Below are 23453 nucleotides of genomic sequence, written 5' to 3'. Positions count from 1 at the left end.
TATGGCTTTTATTTGCAAAATGGTGAATGAAAAAGAAAGTTAGAATTTACTATTTAACGAAAAACATGCACCTATTATTCAAGTATTCTTGGTTGCCTTCAGTATGTAATGCTAATTTTGGCGAAATTAAATAATATGAGTAGACCTGATTTTGATGATATTTTTATGGAATTGGCGGTCAATTTGGCCATGCGCTCCCATTGTATCAAGAAGCATGTGGGAGCCGTGCTCACCAAAGATACCCGTATAATCTCCATAGGTTACAATGGTCCTCCTGCGGGCACACATAATTGTGATGTGGAATTTCCAGACCATGGTTGCGCAAGAGATAGTAAGGGAAGTTGCTCCCTAGCACTTCATGCTGAGCAAAATGCAATTCTCTATGCTGTGAAAAACAATACTACCGTAGAGGGATCTACGCTATTTGTGACACTTTCTCCTTGTCTTGCATGCTCTAGAATTATTTTCTCCATGGGAATATCAAGAGTGATTTACCTCTTTTCTTATGCAGAATACAAGGGCATCGGGTCAGATGAAGGGGTAGATTTCTTAAGGAAATTCGGTGTCCAAGTAGATAAATACGAAAAGACGCTGGAAGTCAAGGATCATTTGGTCTAAAGAAAATTCACCTCTGGATGAATGCTTATTTCAAACTTGTTTAAAACTGATTTCTGAATTTTTTCAGCTAGGTTTTTAATATCATTTCCATCACCATCCCCATAATTCACCAGAACCAGAGGCTGTTTGGCATGAACACCAATTTCTCCAAATCGCTGGCCTTTCCAGCCACATTGCTCGATCAGCCAGGCAGCAGGGACTTTCACTCCGTCTGAATTCGGATAGCCAGGAATCGAAGCATACTCATTTTGTAGTGCTTTGAAGTGGTCATGAGAAATAGTTGGGTTTTTGAAAAATGAGCCCGAGTTCCCAATTTCTTTTGGATCTGGGAGCTTGGATTGACGGATTTGAATCACTGCATCTGAAATTGCCTTTAGGCTTAGCTCCTTGATTCCAGAAGCCGCCAACGTTTCTTGAATTGCACCGTATTCTGTGTGAAATTGCGGTACTTTTCTCAATCTAAAAACCACTGAACAAATCACATATTCGTCTTTTTGCGCATGCTTGAATACACTTTCTCTATAGCCAAATTGACATTGATCAGTATTGAATTCTTCCAGCTCCAACGTATTTCTATTCAATGCTTTCAAACTTGAAAATACATCTTTGATTTCCACCCCATATGCACCTATGTTTTGCATAGGAGAAGCACCTACAGTACCTGGAATTAAGGACAAGTTCTCTACTCCAGCCCAATTATTTTCGATAGTGGTCAGTACAAATTGGTGCCAATTTACCCCTGCTCCTGCTTCTATCCAGTAGAATTGTTGATCCTCAAGAACTGCTTTGATACCCTCAATTTCGATTTTGATGACTAAGGCTTCTTGATTTTGAGTCAGTAGGATATTACTTCCGCCTCCTAGAATCAAGGGTTTGACTTTCTGTGATTTAGCCCATTCCAAAGCCTCCTTTAGCTCGTCAATAGATTTTATGACAACAAAAAATCGGGCAGTTTTATCAATTCCGAACGTATTAAATGACTTAAGGGAGATGTTTTCTAGTATATTCATAGATAGGAGAGTGCCTTGCGAAATAAGTAAGTTTTTGTCCCAATAAGAAATGATATCACCCAAATTGAAATTTATTGCATGAAATCGAGCATGGTGGAAGCGACACACAGTGTATTGATTATATCTCCAGCGAGATTCCATATGTCCATTAAAAAAAAATTATAACCAGATGAAATCGAGCATGTCGAAGGCGACACACAAAAGGATGATTATCTTCCAATCGAGATTCCATAGCCTGCCCCGACTAATCGGGGTGGCCAATAAAAATCAATTATAATCACATGAAAGAATTGGTTATAAATGGTGTACGGATCAGACCCGGCCAATCGATGAATATAGAAATTGCCATCGCCAAACTTCCCACTCACACATTAATTGATCTGCCTATTTTTATCCGCTCCTCTAAAGAAGATGGCCCTGTAGTATTGATAAGTGGTGGTATTCATGGAGATGAGATCAATGGTGTTGTAACTGCTAAGAGGCTTTTGGAGGAAATTGATGAAGGACTTGAGTTGCTCAAGGGCACACTGATTTTTATTCCGTTAGTTAATATTTACGGATTTCTTTCGAACAGCAGAACTTTTCCTGATGGAAGAGATCTGAATCGTAGCTTCCCGGGCAGTAAAAGAGGCTCTTTAGCTGCGAGCATTGCTTTTATTCTTAGCAACGAAATCATCCCACAGATAGATTATGGGATAGACTTCCATACTGGAGGGCGTATGCTCGGTAATTTTCCTCAGGTTCGTGTGGATTACAAAGATAAAGTAGCAGTAGATCTGGCAAAAGCATTCGGAACCCACTACGTACTCAACTCAAAATACATAGAGAAATCTTTCAGAAAAGAGGCTTATAAAGCAAGGAAACATATTTTGGTTTTTGAAGGCGGGGAATCTATGCGCCTGGACGACTATGGGATTGAAGAAGGAGTAAATGGGACAAAGCGAATGCTGGCAAGCTTAGGCATGCTTGCAGATGCACCTGCTCCCCAATCGACTATTTTTCTAAAAGAAAGTAACTGGGTTAGAGCCAAAACTTCCGGGATTTTTAACGCCAGTTTGAAGGTGGGAGAGTCCGTGAGGAAAGGCCAGATCTTGGCACGGATTTCGGATCCTTATGGACAGATTAAAATCCCTGTCAAGTCTCCAACTAACGGCTATATAATTGGGATGAACAATATGCCTGTCATTAATACTGGAGATGCATTGGTGCATATTGGCAAGGAATAATATTCATAACCTTTTATCTTGTAGCCTATCTGTCAAACACATATGAATTTATCAGAAGCTTTTCAGAAAGTGAGAAATCACTCTCTGCATATTTGCGATAATTTGATTACTGAGGATTTTAGCCTACAAGCCTCAGAAGAAGTTAGCCCTCCAAAGTGGCACTTGGCACATACTACATGGTTTTTCGAACAGTTTATTTTGGTGCCAAATGATCCCCGCTATGTGGTAAAGCATCCTCAGTTTAACTTCCTTTTCAATTCATATTATAATTCTTTAGGAGCTAGGACGGCAAGAAATCAGCGAGGCTTAATGTCCAGACCTTCAGTCGCCGAAGTAAAAGCCTATCGGGCTTATGTGGATGAATCGATGAAAAATTTGATCCAAAAGAATAATCCGGAGATAAATGAACTTGTAATCTTGGGGATGAATCATGAACAACAACATCAGGAATTACTTATTACAGATTTAAAGTACAGTCTATGGTTTAATCCATTGAATCCAAGTGTAATGGATATCAAAGAATACTTGCCTGAACCAAAGTCAAAATGGATTTCTGTTAATTCTGGAATTTATGAAATCGGTCATAATGGTGATGGATTTTGCTATGATAATGAGCTTAATCCGCATAAGGTGTATATCAATGATTTTGCGATTGCCTCAACTTTGGTCTCTAATCAGGAATACTTAGAGTTTATCCAAGATGGTGGCTACGAGGACCCAACCTACTGGCATGATGAAGGTTGGGCTTGGGCTAATGAATTGGAAGTAAAGGCACCACTTTATTGGGAAAAGAAAGGCGGAGCTTGGTTTTATTACACCTTGGATGGTTTGAAGCCAATTGATAAAGAAGCCGCGGTGGCTCATGTGAATTTCTATGAAGCTTCGGCTTTTGCTAGTTGGAAAGGAGTGAGACTACCTACAGAGTTTGAGTGGGAAGTATCTCAAAATCAATTTGACTGGGGCAAAAGATGGGAGTGGACCAACTCAGCTTATTTGGCATATCCTGGCTTTGAAGTAGCCCCTGGGGCAATAGGGGAATACAACGGAAAATTTATGATCAATCAAATGGTGCTGCGTGGGGCTTCAGTTGCTACTTCTGGTGGACATTCAAGACCTACTTATAGAAACTTTTTTCATCCAAAATTCAGATGGCAATTCATGGGTATCCGTCTTGCCAAATCGCTTTAATTTATGAATGCCAAAAACACCGATTTCGGGACTTTTGCCCAAGATGTAATGCTTGGCCTTAGTTCCACGCCCAAAACTTTACCTTCCAAGTATTTCTATGACGCCAAAGGTGATAAATTGTTTCAGCAGATTATGGCCTTGCAAGAGTACTATCTTACCCGTAAAGAATATGAAGTATTGAAAGGTCAGCACGAGCTGATTTTAGCCAATATTCTTGCGTTAGAGAAACCATTTAATTTGGTTGAACTGGGAGCTGGTGATGGGATGAAGACCAAAATCCTGTTGAGGTATCTGACTGAAAAGAAGGTTGAGTTTACGTACTATCCAGTTGATTTCTCAGGTTCAGTTTTGGAAGAGCTGGAAGAAAGCCTAGTTATTGAACTTCCAGAATTATCAGTTAAACCTATTCAGGATTCGTATAGAGATTCGCTCAAAAAGCAAGTTTGGGAGGATGGAAAGCCTAATTTGATCTTATTTTTGGGTGCTAATCTTGGGAATTTTGGGGCAGAAGAGGCAAAGAACATCGTGGATCACTTGCGGGTAGGGACCAAAAGAGGAGATCTGGTTCTGTTGGGTTTTGACCTAAAAAAGAACCCTCAGATCATTCTAGATGCTTATCATGATAAGCAAGGAGTGACGCGCGAGTTTAATTTGAATTTGCTTGATAGAATCAATAGGGAGTTGGATGCTGATTTTGATCGTAATTCTTTTATTCACTGGCCTACCTATGATCCTGTAAGTGGGGAATGCAGAAGCTATTTAGTTTCCCGAAAATTCCAAGAGGTCACCATAGGAGCATTAAACCAAAGCTTCGAATTTGAAGCATTTGAATCCATTTTTACTGAAATCTCAAAGAAATATAGTTTGAGTGAAATTGGCGCTTTAGCTTCCTCAGGTGGATTTGGTGTGGAAGAAAATTTCATGGATTCTGAGGAATATTTTGCTGATGTCCTCTGGAAAAGGCATAAAAGAGGTTGTCTCATAACTTAAATCAACAGCCTGACATTTGAGTATTTGGAATTTTTCTCAGATACCTACCCGTACAAATTAGAGGCTGTCCCTACTTATGAGACAGCCTCTTGATATGATTGCTTTGAGGATTAACTGAAATAGCGCTTAAGTCCTTCTAATCGTTCTACCAGCTCATTCTCTACTTTTCTATAGTCAGCTGTACTTGCCAGCGGTGCATTAACTGAAAAGTAATACTTTATTTTAGGCTCTGTTCCAGACGGTCTGGCGGAGATTTTACTTCCGTCTGCTAAATAGAACTGCATCACATTAGACTTATCCATATCAAGCTTTTCAGATTTGCCGGATTTCACATCTTTGACAGTACTTTCCTTTACATCTACGATCTTTACTACTTGGATACCATTCATTTCAGCAGGTGGGTGATGACGGAAATCAGTCATCAAGGCTTGAATTTGTTCAGCTCCGTCTTTACCTTTTTTAGTGACCGAAATTAGTGATTCCTTATAGAAACCAAACTGGTTGTAGATCTCAGCAAGTACGTCAAAAACTGTCTTACCCTGTGTTTTATAATAAGCGATCACTTCTGCTACCATGGCACATGCACTTACGCCGTCTTTATCACGGACAAAGTCACCGATTAAGTATCCGTAGGATTCTTCGCCGCCTCCGATAAAGGTTTTTTTACCTTCTAGATCTTTGATGATAGCCGCGATGTTTTTGAATCCAGTTAAGACTGAGAAGCATTTCACACCAAATCCCTCACAGATTTTATCAATTAACTCAGTGGTCACAATAGTATTGACCATAAACTGATTACCATCGAGTTTACCAGCTTTTTTCCATTGGCTCAATAAATAGTATGTAAGCAAGGCTCCAGTTTGATTACCGTTCAAAAGTTCAAATTCTCCTGAAGCATTTGGTACAGCCGCTGCATAGCGATCCCCATCTGGATCACAGGCCAGCACTAATTCTGCCCCAACTTCCTTTCCAAGCTTCAGAGACAGCGTCAACGCCTCAGCTTCCTCTGGATTGGGATAAATAACTGTTGGGAAATTACCATCTGGCTCAGCTTGCTCTTTTACGATATTCACATTATCGAAGCCAAAAGCCTTTAGCGCAGCAGGAACCATTTTGCCAGAAGCTCCATGAATCGGGGAGAAGACAATCGGCATATCCTTTTGAGCCTCGATAGCGTCTGGGGCCAGACTCAGACCCTTGACCAATTTCATATAAATCTCGTCGAAGTCGTCATCTATATACTTGAAAAGTGAATCATTTTTATCCCAATTGACATAATCGAATGACGTAATCTTTTTCACTTCATCTATGATGTTTTTATCATGGGGAGCAACAACTTGCGCACCGTCATCCCAATACGCTTTATAGCCATTGTATTCTTTTGGATTGTGTGAAGCTGTGATCATCACGCCACTTTTGCAATCAAAATGCCTTACTGCAAATGAAAGCATGGGAGTAGGTCGCATTTCCTTGAAGTACAACACATGAATTCCGTTTGCTGTCAAGACGTTTGCTGTGGTGGTCGCAAACAGTGTGTTATTGATTCTACAATCGTGCGTTATAGCTACCCGGATTGTTTCACCTGGAAAACATTTAAGGAGGTAATTTGCAAGCCCCTGAGTTGCCATTCCCACTGTATACACATTCACTCTATTGGTTCCTACACCCATTAGACCTCTAAGTCCACCTGTACCAAATTCTAGGTCTTGGTAGAAAGAATCGGTTAACTCAGAAGGATTTTGATCAATTAGGGTGCGGATTTGGGCTTTCGATTCTTCATCGATATTGCCACTAAGCCAAAAATTTGCTTTGGCTAGGATGCTAGGGTCTAAAGTAGTCATGTTTTAAAAATTGTTGAAGTTCTAAGATATATAAAAACATAAAATAAGCCACCTGTTAATTTCTTAGGTATTGAATATGACTTATATAATTTTTATGCTTGCTAAGCATCATGAAGGATGGTAAGTCATCTTATTTCACATTTTTACTTTTGTTCATGTGTAAGCTCGTTTCAATTCGAAGTGTTAGCGCGTCTTCTTCTGAAGAATAGTTACAGCTTCTCAAGTTTACTGATCCTTCAAAGTTTCTGATGGTATTACAGACATTGCCAAGTGTATTTTGGTTTGAACAATTGTCTAAATCTCACTATGATTTATATATAACTACTTTTCTTCCTTTAAGTCATCCACTTCCCCTTCTGGTACTGGATCTTTCGGAGGAGGCACAAAATCGCCCTTAAATATTATCTCCTTTTTTTTTACTCTGGAATAATGATTTTTTGGAATGATGCCATAGCCATACCTTATAGAAAAAACTTTGGTGAATTCTGCTCCATAAAAGAAAATCAGACATGAGTAAGAAACCCAAAGCAAGACAAGAATTACAGATCCTGCAGCTCCATAAGTAGATCCAGGTTCGGCCGCTCCAAAATAAATTCCTAACAGGAATGTGGAGACAGAAAAAAGGAATGAAGTTAGGAGTGCACCTACCCAAACAGATTTCCATTTGATTATTGCATCAGGCAAGTATTTGAAAATGAGTGCGAAAAGAACAGCAACTACTCCATATGAAATGATAAAATCCACCACAAATGCAAAAACCACAACGAATTCTGGTAATATGCTTTTAATGAAATCACTGAATAATGAGAGTAAAGCTGTCAGCAAAAAGCTGATAAGTAGTAAAAATCCAAGAACCAGTACAAATCCAAAACTAATAGCTCGTTCCCATAGGGTGTAATACCATTTGACATCATCAGTCTGCTTTAGACCCCAGATTGCATTTATAGAGATTTTCAGGTGAAAGAAAACACCAGTAGCTCCAAAAATCAAAACTCCGATTCCTATAATAGATGCTACTAAGGACTTATCGCTGTTCTGAGTCTGCTCTACCATATTCGTGAGAAAAATTGCAGTCTCAGGGCCCAATGCTGAGGTCAGTTCATTATTTAGCTTTCCAGTCACTATATCTACACCCCAGATTGCTCCCACAATATTGATCACAATCACCATTAGTGCAGGGAGCGATAGTACTGCATAATAAGCAACTACTGCACTAAGTCTCCATGGATCAGCATCGTTCCATTGCTTGAAACTTTCCACTATCAGGCTGGGTATGTGGGTGATTTTAAACCGGGAAGGGGTTAGATTTGACATATTTTCTTCAGTTTCCATTAACTCTCAGTTGAATTAGTTGAGCCATTTTTTGGAGAAATGGATAGTGTAGAAAGTTCTTTATTCAGCTGAGTACCACCTTTGATTCCAAAGTCCAAAGTACGGATTGGGAATGGTATCATAATATCATTTTTATCGAATGCCTTTTTCAGAGAAATGATCGCTTCATTTCTCACAGGAATAAAATCCAAGTTGTTTTCATCGAACTTGCACCAGATATTTAAGGTGAAATTAATTGAGCTATCTCCAAAACCTGTCCAAAAGAGAGTTGGCTCTTCGGACTCAAGTCTGCTAGATACATTTCTGGCGGACTCAAGAGCGATTTTTTCCACATGCTCCAGATCTTCACCATAGCTCACACCACATTCTATCTGCACTCTTCGCTGTGTAAATTCGGTGAAATTCGTAAAGCATTCCTGAAACAAATAGCGATTTGGCACATAGACTATGGGGCCATTATATGTTTTGATTTTTGTGACACGGAGGTTTATTTCCAGTACCGAACCTTCATGTCCATCGTGAGTCTTGATGATGTCACCAAGTTTGTAAGGCTGATTAAAAGTAATGTATATCCCAGATATGAAGTTGGCAGCAGTATCTTGAAATGCAAAACCCAAAGCCAATCCTATGATCCCAAGACCTGCTAGTATGGATGATACGGTCTTGGTAAGATCCATGACAGATAGTGCCAACATAAGCCCAAATATCAAAATCCCCAGAAAAATCAATTGGCTTAAAAAACGACTAATCGTTTCATTTGTGCCGAGTTTGTGAATGTAGCTGGCTGATAATCGCTTTATGCTCTTTGCGATGAATATGGTAAAGACTATAAGTATAATAGCTAAGACAAGGTTTGGTAGATTCTCCACCATTGTGTCAAACCATGCACTTAATTTTTCTGTGATTTTTTCAAATATTTTTTTTGTGTCATACCCTAAAATCTCCGCTATACTCATATAAAATATATTCTTTTTTATCGCCGAAGGTAAGTCAAAAAAACATGCCAAGATGAATTCTTAGTGATTCAATGGAGTTTATTGCAGAGGATTTTCATCAGCTGAATTTCTTCAGGTTTGTATCCATCATGTGAAAAATCTTTCGGTAAACAGTCCTTTATCTTCTTTGGATTCAGGCATTGGGAGATAATTTCAGGATGCAAATAGGAACTTTTGCACACCGCTACTGTATGTCCCATTTTTTCAGCTACCAGTCTGATTAAAGTAGTCTCAGGCTTTTTTCTTGTGTTCTCACATAGTAGGCATACTTCGGCGGTATGTTTGATACAAATGCAATTTGCTCCCCAGGTTCTAAAATATTTGGCAGTATAGTAATCACCCTCTGGTGCATCCAAACTGATATAATCGTTTAGCGCAGAAGAATCCACTGTATACCATTCGTTACCTTCTTGGTACCTAAATAATTCGTACCCAGGAAGCTGAGAACAATCTTTTAACAATCTGATAAGCCTTTTATTAGTAAGAGAAACGGAGCGTTCTTTTCCACTCTTTGCGATGTAATTGATCAAGAGCTTGCTTCCATCTTCCTTGAGATGTTTTCGCCTGAGTGTAGTCAGTCCGTGGGTTTTGTTACTTTCAGTGTAAAGCTTATTGCCTACGCGTAGATGTAATTCATCCAGTAGTGCCGTTGCCAATGCCAGAACTTTATTCTTGCTCCAGGTTTTTACCCGCAAATCCTTTTGATATCGCTCTCGCAGATTGGGCAAATAATACCCAAATTTGAGCAGGTCATCATATTTTATTTTCTGTGAATATTCAGACCACTTCGAGTGATAGAGGTATTGCTTTCTGCCTTTTTCGTCTATTCCTGTAGCCTGTAGATAGCTGTTCTTTTTTGGGCTAATCCACACATCCTTCCATGCAGGCGGAATTACTAGGTCTTTAATCCGCACTATTTGTGATTCATTGGAAAGCTTTTGATTGTCTTTGTCTAAAAAAATAAAACCGCGACCCCTTTTCTTTCTAAGTATTCCAGGCTGTGAGTCTCGCATGTATACAAGACCTTTTGGAAGTTCGGCTGCAGTGACCATATGTTCGTGATGTAAGGATTATTTATCTCAACATAACAAGACTCATGCACAAGCAGATTCGGTGGCTAATAGCTTTCCTCTTTGAATACTCTTTATAGGGTTTGTTTAAGCTAGTTTGCATTCAAAAAAAGTTAAAAACCAATAGCCGACTATAATGGTTGTCGGCTATTGGTTGATAAATCACAAGTTTCCTCTGAGACCTTGCTCTCGCTCTATGGCTTCGAAGAGTGCCTTGAAATTCCCCTTTCCAAAGGATTTGGCGCCTTTTCTCTGTATGATCTCAAAGAATAGAGTAGGTCTATCTTGTACAGGTTTAGTAAATATTTGCAATAAATATCCTTCATCATCCCGATCTACTAGGATATTCAGATCCTTCAGTGGTTGCAAATCCTCATCAATTTTCCCAACTCGATCAAGTAGATCATTATAGTAGGATGAAGGTACTTCCAGAAACTCCACACCTCTTTTTCTCAATTCAGTTACTGTGTGAATGATATCATCCGTCGCAAGTGCCATATGCTGTACGCCTGGGCCATGATAGAAGTCTAGGTACTCTTCGATCTGTGATTTCTTCTTTCCCTCGGCTGGCTCATTAATCGGGAACTTTACGTAACCATTTCCATTAGATACTACCTTAGACATCAGGGCTGAATACTCTGTGGAAATATCCTCGTCGTCGAAAGTGATGAGCAATTTGAATCCCATGACATTTTCGTAAAACTCTACCCAACGATTCATCTCACCTAAAGCCACATTACCTACGCAGTGATCTATGTATTTCAAGCCAATTGGCTGAGGTGTGTAGGCACTTGTTCTTGGCTGATATCCTGGTAGAAAAATGCCTGTGTAGTCTTTGCGCTCGATAAAAGTATGAATGGTCTCACCATAAGTCTTGATAGAAGACACTATGACCCGACCGTGTTTATCACTAATCGTTTTAGGTTCCAAGACTGAAATGGCTCCTCTATTGGTTGTTTCCTTCCAAGATTGCTCTGCATCATCCACCCATAATGCGAGCACTTTCACTCCATCTCCATGCTTTTGAATATGGGCAGCGATTTCTCCATCTGGATGTAATGGTGAAGTAAGTACCAGTCTGATTTTATCTTGCTTTAGGACATAAGACGCTCGATCCTTTATGCCAGTTTCTGGGCCAGCATAGGCGATCAATTCGTATCCAAAAGCATATTGATAATATAATGCAGATTGCTTGGCGTTGCCGACGTACAATTCTACGTAATCAGTTCCCTTTAAGGGTAAGAAGTCTTGACTCATGGTTAGGTATTTTCGGGTTTATTTCTTCTTCCAAAGTTATAAAATATCCCAAAGAATATTTGGTCAAGCCTGCCTTTATTCCTGAGGGTTCTTATTGCCGATTAATGAAATCCAAGCCATCACTAGAAAGGCCAAAGCCCAACTGCCAAGGGGAGTGTCCATCGCTAGCCAAAGGAGGAATAGATAGTAAAAAGGAGTTAATACAAAGCCTATCATAAACTTCCAGGTGGACGAAAACACAGGATCCTTTACACCTGGCTTTTTCAAAAGCCACAGCCAATAGAGCGGGAAATGGAAGATTTTCATCAGTTTATTCTTCAAACCAGATGCTTCTTCGACAGGGTTTGGCACTTCTCCTGTCTCAAAAAATAGATTGACGTCAGCTCTTGAACTCACATCCACATGATGCTCAATCAGGCTTTCCAGATGCTGCTCATACCCTTCATTAGGTATCTCCACTACCAGGTCTTGCAACGCTTTTTGTACTGATTTGGTCAGCAAACCAGATTTTGAAACTGGCATGTCAACAGGAATAACTTTCCCAAAGGTGACTCTTGAAATGCTACCAGATCGCTTGTGCGCGCTGTAATCCACGGCTGCAGGCAAGATAACGGGAGTAATTTCTGGATATTTCTCCTTGAGGCCAAAAGCTATTCTGGTAAAACCTTTGCTCAATGGGCGTAGATTTCGGACTAGACTATGACTGCCTTCGGCAAAAATAATGACTGATCCATTTTTGCGAAGCACCTCATAGGTTTGGTCAAAAGTTCCTTGATTTTGCTGAATAGTAGAAAATCCATCCCTCACCCTGTAGACAGGTAACATTTGGATGAAATTCAGCATTTTGGCAACTAATGATTTTTTGAAAACAGATGCTCGAGTTAAAAAATAGGGCTTTAGCGAAGTGTGTGTGGCCAAAAGTAACGGATCGATCAATGCATTTTGGTGATTTGCGACCAAAAGAATGGGCGTGTTTTTCGGAATATTTTCTGCACCCTCAATGATTATTTTCTTGAAATAGCCCTTCAACGAGATCTTAACTAGGAAGCGAAGGAATTCATTGATTAAGTATTTCATTTATTTGTTAGCGTTTCACAGACTGTTTTCGTATTCAGACCTTTGATTTCCAAATACTTGCGATGGTCATACCTGAGATCAGGTGCCAGATGCCCCACCAGGCCGTAATAATAGCCATTCCACCAAGGCCATCAAAATAAGTGAAAATCAAAACCAGCCCCAAACCTGAGTTTTGAATTCCGGTCTCGATCGTCATTGTCTTCACATCAGCCAGGGGTAATTTGAAGATTTTCCCAGTGATAAATCCTGAGCCTAGAGCCACGAAATTATGACCCAATACCCAGAGGAAAATCAAAGAAATATATTTGGTAAACAGATCGAAATTCCCAGCAAAAGCAATCACCACAAAGGCTGTGAAAATTAGAATGCTTAGAGGCTTGAGGATTTTGGATGCTTTTTCAGCAAATACAGGGGCGTATTTACGTGTGATTATTCCAAGTATTAATGGAATGCCTAGAATCAATGCAACGGTAGTAAATACATCTGTATAATCTAGGCTGATCTCTCTTAGTAAATTGGAAGTTGGGGCATAGAGTCCTGCCCATAGCGCAAAGTTTAATGGAGTGCTTATAATGGATATAGTGCTGGAAAATGCTGTTAAACTTACTGAAAGAGCAGTATTTCCTTTGGCGAGGCTTGTTAGGAAATTGGAGACATTTCCTCCTGGACAAGCCGCTATCAGAAACATCCCCAGTGCCACTGATGGAGGTGGCTTCATAAGCAATACCAAGCACCAAGTAAGAAATGGCAATAAGATGAACTGAGAAAAGACACCTAGAAAAAAACCTTTAGGATTTTTTACCAAGTATTTAAAATCCTCAAATCTCAATTCTAGTGCTACACCATACATGATCAGTGCTAGCGCAAGGTTGAGAAGCAATAAATCGCTTGAAGAAAAATTGAGTTGGATAGAATCCAGGTCAGTGTTTGGGTTCATTTAATTGGATATTGATATAAATATAAGCCCTGAAAGCATTGCAGTACCAAAGCTAAGTAAGGTTCCAATCAGAATATATTCAGTGAGCTTTCGCTCTTTGGACTTGCGAAGATCGCCAAAGCGGAAAACTGATTTCGCAGCGATCAGAAATCCCACAGCTTCCCAGTGCCCCGTTAAGATAAAACCAAAAACAAATAGGCGTTCTAGAATTCCTATGTATTTGCCTGCATTTTGGAGGGATTGATCAGGTTGGGTGGGAATGGAATCAGACCACTTTCTCAGCATATTGGATAAGATAATCGAAGTAGGTTGTGTGAGAAAAAATATAATGGTAATCAGTCCCAGGATTTTTGGATTCTGAAAGATTCCTTGAATATCGATCTCTACACGCGCGAAAATTGCCCATATTGCGATTAAGCTTGCTAAATGCAATAGCTGGTCAATGACAAACCATGTGGTTTTTGTTTTTTTCTTTTGTCCATAGAGCTTTGTCATATCAATGATCAGGTGAGCCGCCATAACACTGACGATGATGGGCCATTGACTTATATTCCAAAGTAGGAGCAAGACAAGTAAGCCGTGTATAAGGACATGAATGTATAGCTTTCGGGAATACACCTTTAGGCTTTCCTTTTCCTTCACCCAGGAAGTCGGTTGGAGCAGAAAATCTCCTACTAGATGGGCAAGAATGAGTTTGATTAGAATAAGCATTAGAGGAGTTGACTGAGTTTCTTTCTAAATAATTTCTCCAGTGTCAAAATATCTTCACCATTTGCAGCCTTGTATCGCTTGCTCACTGAGTTTTGATTGATATGAAGCACTTCTCCGATTTCTGCCTGTGTGCGGTCCGGGTTGGAGAGCATTTCAGACATCAATTCACCGGATGAAATTGACCAGCTGTCCATTTGAATTCCAGCCAATTTCAGGTAAAGATTCATCTCATCATTCCATTCGGCCCATGGCGAGTTGATTGCCAGAGTGATCATCTCGCTTTTCAGTTGTTCGAATTTTTCTCCTGATCGCACAAATGCCTCTCCATTGCTTTCAGATATTCTATCCGCATCGTAGGATTTTGTACCGATTCCTATTGCCATTCTTACATCCACTGGAGAACTTCTCTTGTTCTCATCAGGATAAGGTAGGCTTTTTATAAGTGCTTTGATCTGCAAGGCTGCCAGTAGACTTTCTTTAGGGTCTGAGATTTCTAGTTGAAAGCTGTCTCCACGAAATATTTCCCACTGCTTTGGAGTTTGACCCCAGTTGTGCAACAATTTTTTAAATGGATTGATCCAGAGATTTTGATCCTTCAGTTCTCTGGAATTGATAATGTCTCCTGTAAGTAATGCAATCATAACTCTAATATCACCGTAAATGGTGATAAATCAAAATATCACCGTAAATGGTGATAAAATAGAATATCACCGTAAATAGCGATAAAGTGAGATTGGATTCACGCCTTGGAGAAATAAATAGAATGTAAAAGCAATCGTTTGCACAAGTAATTAAGGAGTCCAAATAAATACTATTGATTGGTAGGAAGAGATTGTTTAGATTAAAAAATCATAGGTGAAGGACTGGCTATGAACGAACAAGAGCTTACCTTAAAAGCCTAAAAAGCAAAACAATAAACCCTATAACCTTTTATCAAAATGGAAAAAAGAAGAGAATTCATAAAGAAAAGTCTCTTAGGCACTGCCGGAATAGCAATGGCCGGCATGAGTATGAGTGCCAAATCATACGCTTCCATTATTGGAGCAAATGAGCGAATCAACATTGCTGTGGTAGGAATCAGAGGACAAGGCAGCAATCATATCAATCAATGGTGTGCTTTGAAAGACAATCGAAATGTGAGATTAAAGACACTTTGCGATGCTGATGAACAGTATTTCGAACCAAAGTCAAAAGTTGTTATTGAGAAAACGGGCGTTACTCCAGTGACAGAATGGGATATGCGCAAGGTGCTGGAGGATAAAGAACTGGATGCAGTTTCTCTTGCCATACCAAATCATTGGCATGCGCTGGCAACAGTCTGGGCTTGTCAGGCAGGAAAACACGTGTACGTAGAAAAACCTGCCAGTCACAATGTCTGGGAAGGAAGAAAAATGGTAGAAGCAGCCCGCAAATACGACCGTAGAGTACAGGTAGGATTCCAAAACCGATCCATAGCCAATGTGATGGAAGCGATGGAATTCCTTCATGGAGGAGGAATCGGGGATGTATACATGGCTCGTGGCACCTGTTTCAAACCAAGAGACTCTTTTGGCAAAGTGGCAGATAGCACGCCACCGGCTTCATTGCATTACGATTATTGGAGAGGTCCGGCGGAGATGATTCCATACAATGAAAAGAAAGTACACTATAACTGGCATTGGCACTGGGCAACAGGAAACGGTGATACAGGAAACCAGGGACCTCATCAGTTTGACGTTGCCCGCTGGGGAATGAATAAGAATGAGCATCCTGTTTCAGTTTATTCCGCAGGAGGAATTTACGGGATAGATCCGGACGAATGCTCTCAGGAAACTCCAAATACACAAAGTTCAGTGTTCAAGTATGCAGATGGCACCATGCTCGAATTTGAAACTAGAGGGAGATATACCAATGGAGAATCAGGATTGGATATAACCATCGGAAATATTTTCTACGGAACTAAAGGATATCTGGAACTTGACGGCAGCACGTGGAAAGCCTTCCGTGAGAAGGAGAATGAGCCTTTTGCCCAGTCTAAAAAAGAAGCCGCTCCGGAACCGAGTAATCAAGTTTTGGCAGCACCGGGGGGTGCGGAACATTATGCGAATTTCCTGGATGCAATCCGAGCTGGAAATAACGAGACACTTCACTGCGACATTGAGGAAGGATTCAAGTCATCAGTTCTTCCATTGATCGCCAATGTATCTTATCTGACTGGTCGTGAATTACGATTTGACGGAAGCACAGAAAAATTTGTAAAAGATAAAGAAGCAGATAAAATGCTCACCAGAGATTATCGTGATCCATACACAATCCCAACTAAAGTCTGATTTTATGAGTAATTCTAGAAGAGAGTTTATGCAGAAAAGCGCAGCAGCAGGTTTAAGTCTGGCAGCTATGCAATTTCCTTTGGATGCTTTTTCCATGGCAAAATCAGGGATGAAATTTGGTTTGGTGACTTACCAATGGGGAAGGGATTGGGATCTTCCCACACTTATTGAGAATTGTGAGAAAGCAGGAGTGCTAGGAGTGGAGCTTCGCACCGAACATGCGCACGGAGTGGAAACAAGCTTGACTGCAGCAGAACGTGCCGAAGTAAAAAAGCGCTTTAAGGATAGCAAAGTAACTTGTCTGGGCTACGGAAGTAATTTTGAGTATCACAGTCCAGATCCTGCAGTTGTCAGGAAAAATGTAGAGGGGACAAAGGAGTATATTAAATTATGCAAGGATATAGGTGCGACAGGAATTAAAGTAAAACCCAATAATCTCCCCGCCGATGTACCTAAAGAAAAAACCATCGCTCAAATAGCTGATTCTTTCAATGAAGTAGGAAAGTTCGCTGCAGAGCATGGTCAATTGGTGAGAGTGGAAGTACATGGGAACTTAACTCAGGAGCTTCCAAATATGAAAGCGATTTTTGATCAGGTAACTGAACCTGCTGTCAAGATATGTTGGAACTGTAATGCTGAAGATCTTTTGCCTCCTGGCTTGGAAGCTAATTTCAATTCAGTCAAAAAGTGGTTTGGAGATACGGTGCATGTGCGTGAATTCAATGAAGGTGACTATCCTTATCCTGAGCTGTTTAAATTATTCAATGACATCAAATACGAGGGATGGTTTCTGATGGAAGCCCGTACTGAGCCAACAGATCGGGTGGCTGCTCTTAAGGAGCAATTGGCTTTATTCAATCAATTGAAGAAAAAGAATTGACTGGGAAGATTGAATTCACCAGCTCATTTTTATTAAACTATTAACTTTAAATCCAGCATTATACAATGATTTTTCATAAACAAAAACTCTTTAATTACTCCACTGCAATTGCCTTGTCAGCAATGGCTTTTGCCTGTGGAACTCCTCAAGCAAGTACAGAAACTCATACTGAATCTAAACAGATGAAAGACAGAATAGAATTGGTCCAAGATGACGTTGCTAAGAAGGTAGACGTCATCATTGATGGAAAATTATTCACTTCCTACATCTATCCGGATTCACTTGAAAAGCCGGTTTTATATCCAATCAATACAGCTAATGGAAATGCAATTACCAGAGGCTGGCCTATTACACCTCGTCCGGGAGAGCGTGTGGATCATCCACACCATTTGGGACTTTGGTTCAACTACGGAGATGTGAATGGTCTTGATTTTTGGAACAATTCTTCTGATATCAAAGACAAAACGAAGTATGGGCATATAGTGCATAAATCGATCAAGTCTACGAAAAGTGGGAACGAAGAAGGCGTGTTAGAAGTAAGTATGGACTGGATGAATAATGAAGGTGAAGTGCTTTTGACAGAAAATACCACCTTTATTTTCCGCGGGAAAGACGATCAGAGAACCATAGATCGAATAGCTACGCTGACAGCTCCAAATGGAGAAGTGAAACTGACGGATAATAAAGAAGGGATGCTAGGTCTTCGTACGGCGAGGCAATTGGAACACCCTTCCGATAAACCTGAGATTTTCACAGATGCTTCCGGTAAAGCAACTGATGTCCCGACGATGAATAATGAGGGAATCACAGGTATGTATCTGAGTAGTGAAGGAGTGGAAGGCCATGATGTTTGGGGGACCAGAGGAGATTGGGTAAGTCTTAGCGGCAAGATCAATAATGAAGATATTTCTGTTGCTATTCTTGATTTCCCATCTAATCCAGGCTATCCAACTTATTGGCATGCCAGAGGATATGGTTTGTTTGCAGCAAATCCTTTAGGTCAAAAAGCACTTAGTGACGGCAAGGATGAGCTAAACTTTAAATTAGAACAAGGCGAATCAGCGACATTCAAGTATAGAGTCATCATTTATTCCAATGAAAGTATACTCGATGGTCAAGTCAATCGGGATTATTTAGAATGGGCACAGTAGAATTGTCGTTTTAGCCTACTATGAAATGATTAAACCGCCAAAATTCTTTTCATTCCTTGGAATATGTTTTTGCTTACTCGGCAGTAGTATAATTGCCTCTGGGCAGCAAAACAGCAAACATGAAGATTTAATCCAGCGAATTGAAGCTACAGATGGGATGGTGGCTTTCTGGAAATTTGATGAAAATGCGGGTGAACCAAGATTGGCACAGGGCAAAGGGAAATTCCCATTAGTTGAGTTTCCTACTGAGGTCAAGCGTATGGCAGAGGGACCGATTTCAGGTTACTCAGCATATTTTGATGGGACAAATTTTCTGAGGTTGGCCCATGACCAAACAGCAGCACTCAATATCCACGGGAAAAATCAGGGAGTTACAGTGGTTGCTTGGGTGAAATGGTCAGGCGAGCAAACAGGTTTTGTAGGAGGTATGTGGAATGAATACGAAGATGGAGGTAAAAGACAGTACGGACTCTTCGTCTCTTTGGGCTATTACAACGGGGCAGACCAGGTTTGTGGACACGTGTCGGTGTCTGGCAAAGCCACTCCACCTTTTCCATATTCCATAGATTATTCAGCAAGTAAACAGCTTGTTGCAAAAAATGAGTGGAGTTGTATTGCATTCACATACGATGGAGAATACATAAAATCATATGTGAATGGTGACTTTGAGGCCCGAGAGGAGGAACTGATTAATCATACCCAAGGATTTGAAGGCTATCCTGAAGGTTTGGTTCAATCCAAAAATCCATATTATTTTCCCGACGGATTAGGTGATAATGGGTCTGATTTTACCGTTGGAGCTGTTTTATTGGCAAAGGGAATGGGAAATTTCTTTAAAGGACAGATTGGAGGCTTGGTAGTTTTTGACCGAGCGCTAACTGATGAAGAAGTTAAAGACCTTGCATATTTCTAGGCTAGAATAAAAATGGAAATAACAATTCTAATCCTGAGGTGATACCATCTCAGGATTTTCTTTTTTCAGTACCAATTTTAGCTTATGTTTAACCTATTAAAATCTCTTTATAAAATAGCTGAATGACCCATCTGTTGCTAAAAGCAACGGAATAACACTTCCTTTCAGGGAAGATGTCAGGGTTTATTTTTATCACATTTTATAAAGAATCCCATGAATGCAAATAAGAAAATAGCCGTAATCGGCGGAACTGGAAAATCAGGTAAATTTCTTGTCGAAGAACTCGTAAAAGCAGGTTTTCTAATAATGATGCTTGTCAGAAATCCAGATCGAATACCCATATATAATCCTCAAATCGAAGTAATTATAGGAGATGTCCTTGATCAACCAACTGTCAATAAGCTGGTGGAAGATTGTGACGCAGTGATCAGTACTTTGGGCTGGGGTATGCCTCCAAGTAAACATACGATTTCCTCACAAGGAACTTCGAATGTACTAAAAGCGATGAAGCTGCATGGAATCACTCGATATGTGGTGGCATCAGGAATCAATGTAGATGCAAAAGGAGACAAAAAAGAACCTTCTGTAAAAGCAGCTACGGAGTGGATGTATGCTAATTATCCTGATTCAACGGCTGATAAACAGCTCGAATATGAATTGCTTATAAGGAGTGAGGTGGATTGGACTTTGGTAAGGTTACCTCTAATAATCATGGATGAGGAGAACAAGCCGATTATTACGTCACTTACTGATTGTCTGGGAGATCAAATCTCAGCGACGAGTTTGGCCAACTTCCTGATTGATCAACTGTCAGATAGGCAATTTATTAAACAAGCACCGTTTATAGCTAATCAATAGATCAAGTAAAAAGACGTAGTCCGCGCTACGTCTTTTTTACCAATTTTCAATTGTGTACCGTCTATTGTTCGATTGTGATGGAGTAAATTTTTACATCACTTTGATCAGGTTCCAATTTCAAAAGTCCTTCTTTTTCTTCAAACTTTTGGTTAGAATCAACGCTATCAGCAATTCCCAGCCAAGGTTCAATACAAACAAAGGGAGCTCCGGGTTTTGCCCAAATCCCCAGATAATCGAAATCGTCAAAATTAACCGAAAGTATCGAGCCTCTATCTTTGTGTTTAAGCATTACTTCTTTCGATTTAAGATGCTTGAAAATTAAAGCATCATCATCGAACAAATGCTTATGAAGAGGTAAAATGGCAGTATTGTCAAGCACTTTTTTTTGCTTAAGTCCTATCAATCCAGTTTCCTCAACCATCCAGGTAGAATCCGTTTCCGGCTGAGCAAATTCTAAAAAGTAGTCTTCATATTCTTCGCTATCCCGCAAGGGACAATTAAAAGCAGGGTGTCCACCTATGGAATAAAGCATAGTTTCTTCTCCATGGTTGGTGATGGTATGCTTGATTGTGAGAGTTTTACCTTTCAAGATAAACTCGATTTCAAGTTCGAATTTAAAAGGATAAAGCAGCAGGCTTTCTTCATCCCATTTCAGGCTAAATAAAAGTGAGCTGGCTGTCTTGCTTTTCAGGGTTGGTTTGCTTGAATTTCTTATAATGCCGTGTTTGGGAATGGAATGTTTTTGTCCATTAATAAATGTAAAGCCTCCCTTTAGTGCTCCAATGATAGGAAAGAGCACAGGTGCCTGACCACTCCAAATAGCCGGATTTCCTTGCCATAAATACTCTATTCCTGTGGAGAGGGATTGGATTGAGCTGAGTTCAATTCCTATATCATTTACCTCAACAGACAATTTTGAGGATTCTAGTTTATAGATCATGGTTCGAAATAACTAAGGTTCATATAGGTTTCCAAAATATTTTCAGAGGTGAACCTATTTTCTATAACTATAAAACTTGCTAAACGCATCAGTAAACCTGTCATTTTTTTGACTCCAACAATTTTCAGTTAAGCAAATAGATATATGTGGCATAGCATGTGAACTTATAGCAAGCAATGCCTTTATCAAATCGCTAAAATAGCTATATGGTAAGATTTAATATGGTTCAGGTATTATTTAGTGTGTAGTTAATCCTCAAAATGTGAGCATTACATGCAATTCAAATATGTGACCGTCATTATTTTCAAATCTTAAAACTCAGTATTTATGCTTTTTAAGTATCCTAAAAATTATGCTTACCTATTTCTGCTTTTACTTGGTCTGATAAGTTGCGACGCGATAGATGACATTATGCCCGATAAAAAAGATACAGGTGTGATCAGTGCAATGTTAAATGGTGCGCCATTTGAAGCTGAAGGTGGAAAAGGGCTATTGGCTTCTGAGTTTATAAAGGCTGAATTGGATTTCAATGAAAATAACTATTTACTGACAGTTTATGGAATTCGAATCGAAGATAACAAGACCGTATTAGCTGTAGGATTCCAACTGGCAGGCAAGGACATAAAAGAAGTCAAGGCTGGTGATACTTTCACAGAATGGATTTTAATAAATGAATCAACTAGCACTTTTGAAGGAGCTAAAGGTGCTGTGGAAAAAAGAAATTCTATCCGCTCTGATGATAACGTCTTCAAAGCTAGTACCTATTATACAGGCGAAATGAGCTTAACCATTTCGCAAATAGACTTAGAAGAACAGAAAATTTCCGGAACCTTTATGTTTTCTGCAGTTGATAGTGATAATGACACTTTAGTCAATGTGACTGGTGGAGCTTTTGAGCAGGTACAATGGAAAGTACTATAATTGAAATAAACAACCCTTAAATCAACTAATAAACTTAATTTCAAGAACTATGAACAAAACAAAAAGTATTAGAAATCTTCTTTTGGCAGTTTCTGCGGGAATAATTGCAGCTTCATGTACCGAAAAAGAGGAAGGTCCAGTTGTAGCACAAAGCGAAGTAAGTATTGCCGCTACCATCAGTACTAGTGAGCAAGCTCCCGGGGCTCGGACTAATAATTTAATCTATGAAAATTTTGAAATTTCCGATATAAAAGTTTCCATTGACAATGTGAAACTAATTCTTAGGGGAACGACAGAAGGTAGCAATAAACCGAGCATAGTACAGATCCGCAATAATTCTCCGCAGATACTAACTTTAGTAGAAGATGGAGTGATCTATGAGCCTATCATCGGAACTGCCATGGCATATGATGGTATATATGGCAAACTTGATTTTGACTTAGTTCAGGCAAAGGATATTCCTGAAGAAGATAGTATGTATGGACTCTCAGTGTATGCAAAAGCTACTTGGTTTGGTATTCCTGCAATCGTTTATATCGATCTTGAAGAGGAGGTGAATGTCATGTTCAATCAAGGAATAGAAGTAGATGGTGCAAAAGATCTTTATTTGACTTTATATCTGGATAAATTCCTTGAGGGAGTGGATCCAAGTCTTGTGTCCGATGGAAATGGTGATGGACTAGTAGAGGTTGGTCCAAATGACGAAGATGGTAATAGCGAAGCATATGCTGCAATCACTGCTAATATGAAAGATGCTATGACTTTAAAAAACGGGAAGTTTAAAGAAGATAAATCTAAGAAATAGAAAATGAGGGTATGATTTGATGGCCAATTCATACGTATAAAGTCAGCAAAAAAAGTAAAAGCATCAGATGTTCTAGCTATTAACTGGCTGGATATCTGGTGCTTTTTTAGTTATAAAAGTAAAGATGCTTATGTTATTAAGGAGATTAGTGAAATCTATTAATATGAGCCATTCCATTCGATTTACGCTGATGCAAACTGTTTAACCCGGACTATGCATTAGGCTTCGTAGTAGATTTGCTAATGCATAATTCCATCTAACTCACGACAATGCTGCCTGTATTTCATCTGCTGATAGATTTAGGGATTGGAGCTTTTTTTGATTGAGGCAATCGTGCGCTCCTTTATCTCTTTTTGGTAAAGGTCTAAATCCTTTGGTTGGTATGCTTCTCCTTTTACTGTCATATTCCAGATAATTACTGCCA

22 protein-coding genes are annotated in these 23453 nt (G+C 39.7%); 11 read left to right on the top strand and 11 right to left on the bottom strand.

Annotated elements, in window-relative coordinates; translation table 11 throughout:
• Positions 1 to 135: 135 nt before the first annotated feature.
• On the top strand, positions 136 to 618 hold the full coding sequence (locus tag SYJ56_RS10745) for a deoxycytidylate deaminase (RefSeq protein ID WP_323834095.1): 483 nt from the start codon (positions 136 to 138) through the stop codon (positions 616 to 618).
• Here SYJ56_RS10745 and murB read toward each other — a convergent pair.
• Entirely contained in the window at positions 615 to 1628 is a 1014-nt protein-coding gene (gene murB, locus SYJ56_RS10740; protein ID WP_323834094.1) for a UDP-N-acetylmuramate dehydrogenase, read from the bottom strand. The two genes, SYJ56_RS10745 and murB, sit on opposite strands and share 4 nt — an antisense overlap.
• A gap of 281 nt (positions 1629 to 1909) precedes the next feature.
• Between murB and SYJ56_RS10735 the strand changes: the two genes are divergently transcribed.
• From SYJ56_RS10735 to SYJ56_RS10725, 3 genes are read left to right on the top strand one after another with little or no spacing between them, the layout of a single operon-like run.
• A complete protein-coding gene (locus SYJ56_RS10735; protein WP_323834093.1) occupies positions 1910 to 2854 on the top strand; it encodes a succinylglutamate desuccinylase/aspartoacylase family protein in 945 nt (314 codons plus the stop codon).
• Between the two features lie 42 nt (positions 2855 to 2896).
• Positions 2897 to 4042 (top strand): ergothioneine biosynthesis protein EgtB, encoded by a 1146-nt coding sequence (gene egtB / locus SYJ56_RS10730; protein ID WP_323834092.1) that lies wholly within the window; start codon positions 2897 to 2899, stop codon positions 4040 to 4042.
• 3 nt (positions 4043 to 4045) lie between these two features.
• A complete protein-coding gene (locus SYJ56_RS10725) occupies positions 4046 to 5032 on the top strand; it encodes an L-histidine N(alpha)-methyltransferase (RefSeq protein ID WP_323834091.1) in 987 nt (328 codons plus the stop codon).
• A gap of 110 nt (positions 5033 to 5142) precedes the next feature.
• Here the strand turns inward: SYJ56_RS10725 and SYJ56_RS10720 are convergent, their stop codons facing one another.
• The 9 genes from SYJ56_RS10720 to SYJ56_RS10680 form a co-directional block, all read right to left on the bottom strand.
• On the bottom strand, positions 5143 to 6873 hold the full coding sequence (locus SYJ56_RS10720) for a phospho-sugar mutase (RefSeq protein WP_323834090.1): 1731 nt from the start codon (positions 6871 to 6873) through the stop codon (positions 5143 to 5145).
• 321 nt (positions 6874 to 7194) lie between these two features.
• The gene (locus SYJ56_RS10715) at positions 7195 to 8205 is read right to left on the bottom strand and encodes a YihY/virulence factor BrkB family protein (protein WP_323834089.1); all 1011 of its coding nucleotides are present in this window, start codon (positions 8203 to 8205) and stop codon (positions 7195 to 7197) included.
• Positions 8205 to 9161 carry a mechanosensitive ion channel family protein gene (locus SYJ56_RS10710; protein WP_323834088.1) on the bottom strand — a complete coding sequence of 319 codons (957 nt, stop codon included), beginning with the start codon at positions 9159 to 9161 and terminating at the stop codon, positions 8205 to 8207. The genes SYJ56_RS10715 and SYJ56_RS10710 overlap by 1 nt, the downstream gene beginning before the upstream one ends.
• 68 nt (positions 9162 to 9229) lie before the next feature.
• Positions 9230 to 10252: a DNA topoisomerase IB gene (locus SYJ56_RS10705; RefSeq protein WP_323834087.1), complete on the bottom strand. Its 1023-nt coding sequence runs from the start codon at positions 10250 to 10252 to the stop codon at positions 9230 to 9232.
• Between the two features lie 180 nt (positions 10253 to 10432).
• A complete protein-coding gene (hppD, locus tag SYJ56_RS10700) occupies positions 10433 to 11527 on the bottom strand; it encodes a 4-hydroxyphenylpyruvate dioxygenase (protein WP_323834086.1) in 1095 nt (364 codons plus the stop codon).
• Between the two features lie 75 nt (positions 11528 to 11602).
• Positions 11603 to 12604 carry a 1-acyl-sn-glycerol-3-phosphate acyltransferase gene (locus SYJ56_RS10695; RefSeq protein ID WP_323834085.1) on the bottom strand — a complete coding sequence of 334 codons (1002 nt, stop codon included), beginning with the start codon at positions 12602 to 12604 and terminating at the stop codon, positions 11603 to 11605.
• A 34-nt stretch (positions 12605 to 12638) separates the two neighbouring features.
• Positions 12639 to 13541, bottom strand: a complete 903-nt coding sequence (locus SYJ56_RS10690; protein ID WP_323834084.1) for a bile acid:sodium symporter family protein — start codon at positions 13539 to 13541, stop codon at positions 12639 to 12641.
• Complete coding sequence (locus SYJ56_RS10685; protein WP_323834083.1) at positions 13542 to 14252, bottom strand: DUF3307 domain-containing protein; 711 nt, start codon at positions 14250 to 14252, stop codon at positions 13542 to 13544.
• Positions 14252 to 14893, bottom strand: coding sequence for a hypothetical protein (locus SYJ56_RS10680; protein ID WP_323834082.1), 642 nt, complete (start codon positions 14891 to 14893; stop codon positions 14252 to 14254). Before SYJ56_RS10680 ends, SYJ56_RS10685 begins: the two co-directional genes overlap by 1 nt.
• A 297-nt stretch (positions 14894 to 15190) precedes the next feature.
• Between SYJ56_RS10680 and SYJ56_RS10675 the strand changes: the two genes are divergently transcribed.
• The 5 genes from SYJ56_RS10675 to SYJ56_RS10655 all read left to right on the top strand — a co-directional run bounded on the left by SYJ56_RS10675 (position 15191) and on the right by SYJ56_RS10655 (position 20363).
• A complete protein-coding gene (locus SYJ56_RS10675) occupies positions 15191 to 16561 on the top strand; it encodes a Gfo/Idh/MocA family protein (RefSeq protein ID WP_323834081.1) in 1371 nt (456 codons plus the stop codon).
• A 4-nt stretch (positions 16562 to 16565) separates the two neighbouring features.
• Positions 16566 to 17441 carry a sugar phosphate isomerase/epimerase family protein gene (locus tag SYJ56_RS10670; protein WP_323834080.1) on the top strand — a complete coding sequence of 292 codons (876 nt, stop codon included), beginning with the start codon at positions 16566 to 16568 and terminating at the stop codon, positions 17439 to 17441.
• 65 nt (positions 17442 to 17506) lie between these two features.
• The gene (locus SYJ56_RS10665; RefSeq protein WP_323834079.1) at positions 17507 to 18592 is read left to right on the top strand and encodes a DUF6807 domain-containing protein; all 1086 of its coding nucleotides are present in this window, start codon (positions 17507 to 17509) and stop codon (positions 18590 to 18592) included.
• A gap of 25 nt (positions 18593 to 18617) precedes the next feature.
• Positions 18618 to 19505 carry a LamG-like jellyroll fold domain-containing protein gene (locus SYJ56_RS10660; RefSeq protein ID WP_323834078.1) on the top strand — a complete coding sequence of 296 codons (888 nt, stop codon included), beginning with the start codon at positions 18618 to 18620 and terminating at the stop codon, positions 19503 to 19505.
• A gap of 213 nt (positions 19506 to 19718) precedes the next feature.
• Entirely contained in the window at positions 19719 to 20363 is a 645-nt protein-coding gene (locus SYJ56_RS10655; RefSeq protein WP_323834077.1) for an NAD(P)-dependent oxidoreductase, read from the top strand.
• Between the two features lie 61 nt (positions 20364 to 20424).
• Here the strand turns inward: SYJ56_RS10655 and SYJ56_RS10650 are convergent, their stop codons facing one another.
• The gene (locus SYJ56_RS10650) at positions 20425 to 21303 is read right to left on the bottom strand and encodes an aldose 1-epimerase family protein (RefSeq protein WP_323834076.1); all 879 of its coding nucleotides are present in this window, start codon (positions 21301 to 21303) and stop codon (positions 20425 to 20427) included.
• Between the two features lie 327 nt (positions 21304 to 21630).
• On the opposite strand from SYJ56_RS10650, the gene SYJ56_RS10645 reads away from it, so the two are divergent.
• Both SYJ56_RS10645 and SYJ56_RS10640 read left to right on the top strand, forming a co-directional pair.
• On the top strand, positions 21631 to 22224 hold the full coding sequence (locus SYJ56_RS10645; protein ID WP_323834075.1) for a DUF6252 domain-containing protein: 594 nt from the start codon (positions 21631 to 21633) through the stop codon (positions 22222 to 22224).
• A 49-nt stretch (positions 22225 to 22273) separates the two neighbouring features.
• On the top strand, positions 22274 to 23029 hold the full coding sequence (locus tag SYJ56_RS10640; protein WP_323834074.1) for a hypothetical protein: 756 nt from the start codon (positions 22274 to 22276) through the stop codon (positions 23027 to 23029).
• Positions 23030 to 23453 lie beyond the last annotated feature (424 nt).

This window comes from Algoriphagus aurantiacus (assembly GCF_035156405.1).
Taxonomy (GTDB): domain Bacteria; phylum Bacteroidota; class Bacteroidia; order Cytophagales; family Cyclobacteriaceae; genus Algoriphagus; species Algoriphagus aurantiacus.
This window is presented reverse-complemented; position numbering and strand designations above follow the sequence as displayed.

Bases quoted from the DNA above. Each gene is read 5' to 3' on its own strand.
- SYJ56_RS10745 (WP_323834095.1), top strand. From the start codon at position 136: ATGAGTAGACCTGATTTTGATGATATTTTTATGGAATTGGCGGTCAAT.
- murB (WP_323834094.1), bottom strand. From the start codon at position 1,628: ATGAATATACTAGAAAACATCTCCCTTAAGTCATTTAATACGTTCGGA.
- SYJ56_RS10735 (WP_323834093.1), top strand. From the start codon at position 1,910: ATGAAAGAATTGGTTATAAATGGTGTACGGATCAGACCCGGCCAATCG.
- egtB (WP_323834092.1), top strand. From the start codon at position 2,897: ATGAATTTATCAGAAGCTTTTCAGAAAGTGAGAAATCACTCTCTGCAT.
- SYJ56_RS10725 (WP_323834091.1), top strand. From the start codon at position 4,046: ATGAATGCCAAAAACACCGATTTCGGGACTTTTGCCCAAGATGTAATG.
- SYJ56_RS10720 (WP_323834090.1), bottom strand. From the start codon at position 6,873: ATGACTACTTTAGACCCTAGCATCCTAGCCAAAGCAAATTTTTGGCTT.
- SYJ56_RS10715 (WP_323834089.1), bottom strand. From the start codon at position 8,205: ATGGAAACTGAAGAAAATATGTCAAATCTAACCCCTTCCCGGTTTAAA.
- SYJ56_RS10710 (WP_323834088.1), bottom strand. From the start codon at position 9,161: ATGAGTATAGCGGAGATTTTAGGGTATGACACAAAAAAAATATTTGAA.
- SYJ56_RS10705 (WP_323834087.1), bottom strand. From the start codon at position 10,252: ATGGTCACTGCAGCCGAACTTCCAAAAGGTCTTGTATACATGCGAGAC.
- hppD (WP_323834086.1), bottom strand. From the start codon at position 11,527: ATGAGTCAAGACTTCTTACCCTTAAAGGGAACTGATTACGTAGAATTG.
- SYJ56_RS10695 (WP_323834085.1), bottom strand. From the start codon at position 12,604: ATGAAATACTTAATCAATGAATTCCTTCGCTTCCTAGTTAAGATCTCG.
- SYJ56_RS10690 (WP_323834084.1), bottom strand. From the start codon at position 13,541: ATGAACCCAAACACTGACCTGGATTCTATCCAACTCAATTTTTCTTCA.
- SYJ56_RS10685 (WP_323834083.1), bottom strand. From the start codon at position 14,252: ATGCTTATTCTAATCAAACTCATTCTTGCCCATCTAGTAGGAGATTTT.
- SYJ56_RS10680 (WP_323834082.1), bottom strand. From the start codon at position 14,893: ATGATTGCATTACTTACAGGAGACATTATCAATTCCAGAGAACTGAAG.
- SYJ56_RS10675 (WP_323834081.1), top strand. From the start codon at position 15,191: ATGGAAAAAAGAAGAGAATTCATAAAGAAAAGTCTCTTAGGCACTGCC.
- SYJ56_RS10670 (WP_323834080.1), top strand. From the start codon at position 16,566: ATGAGTAATTCTAGAAGAGAGTTTATGCAGAAAAGCGCAGCAGCAGGT.
- SYJ56_RS10665 (WP_323834079.1), top strand. From the start codon at position 17,507: ATGATTTTTCATAAACAAAAACTCTTTAATTACTCCACTGCAATTGCC.
- SYJ56_RS10660 (WP_323834078.1), top strand. From the start codon at position 18,618: ATGATTAAACCGCCAAAATTCTTTTCATTCCTTGGAATATGTTTTTGC.
- SYJ56_RS10655 (WP_323834077.1), top strand. From the start codon at position 19,719: ATGAATGCAAATAAGAAAATAGCCGTAATCGGCGGAACTGGAAAATCA.
- SYJ56_RS10650 (WP_323834076.1), bottom strand. From the start codon at position 21,303: ATGATCTATAAACTAGAATCCTCAAAATTGTCTGTTGAGGTAAATGAT.
- SYJ56_RS10645 (WP_323834075.1), top strand. From the start codon at position 21,631: ATGCTTTTTAAGTATCCTAAAAATTATGCTTACCTATTTCTGCTTTTA.
- SYJ56_RS10640 (WP_323834074.1), top strand. From the start codon at position 22,274: ATGAACAAAACAAAAAGTATTAGAAATCTTCTTTTGGCAGTTTCTGCG.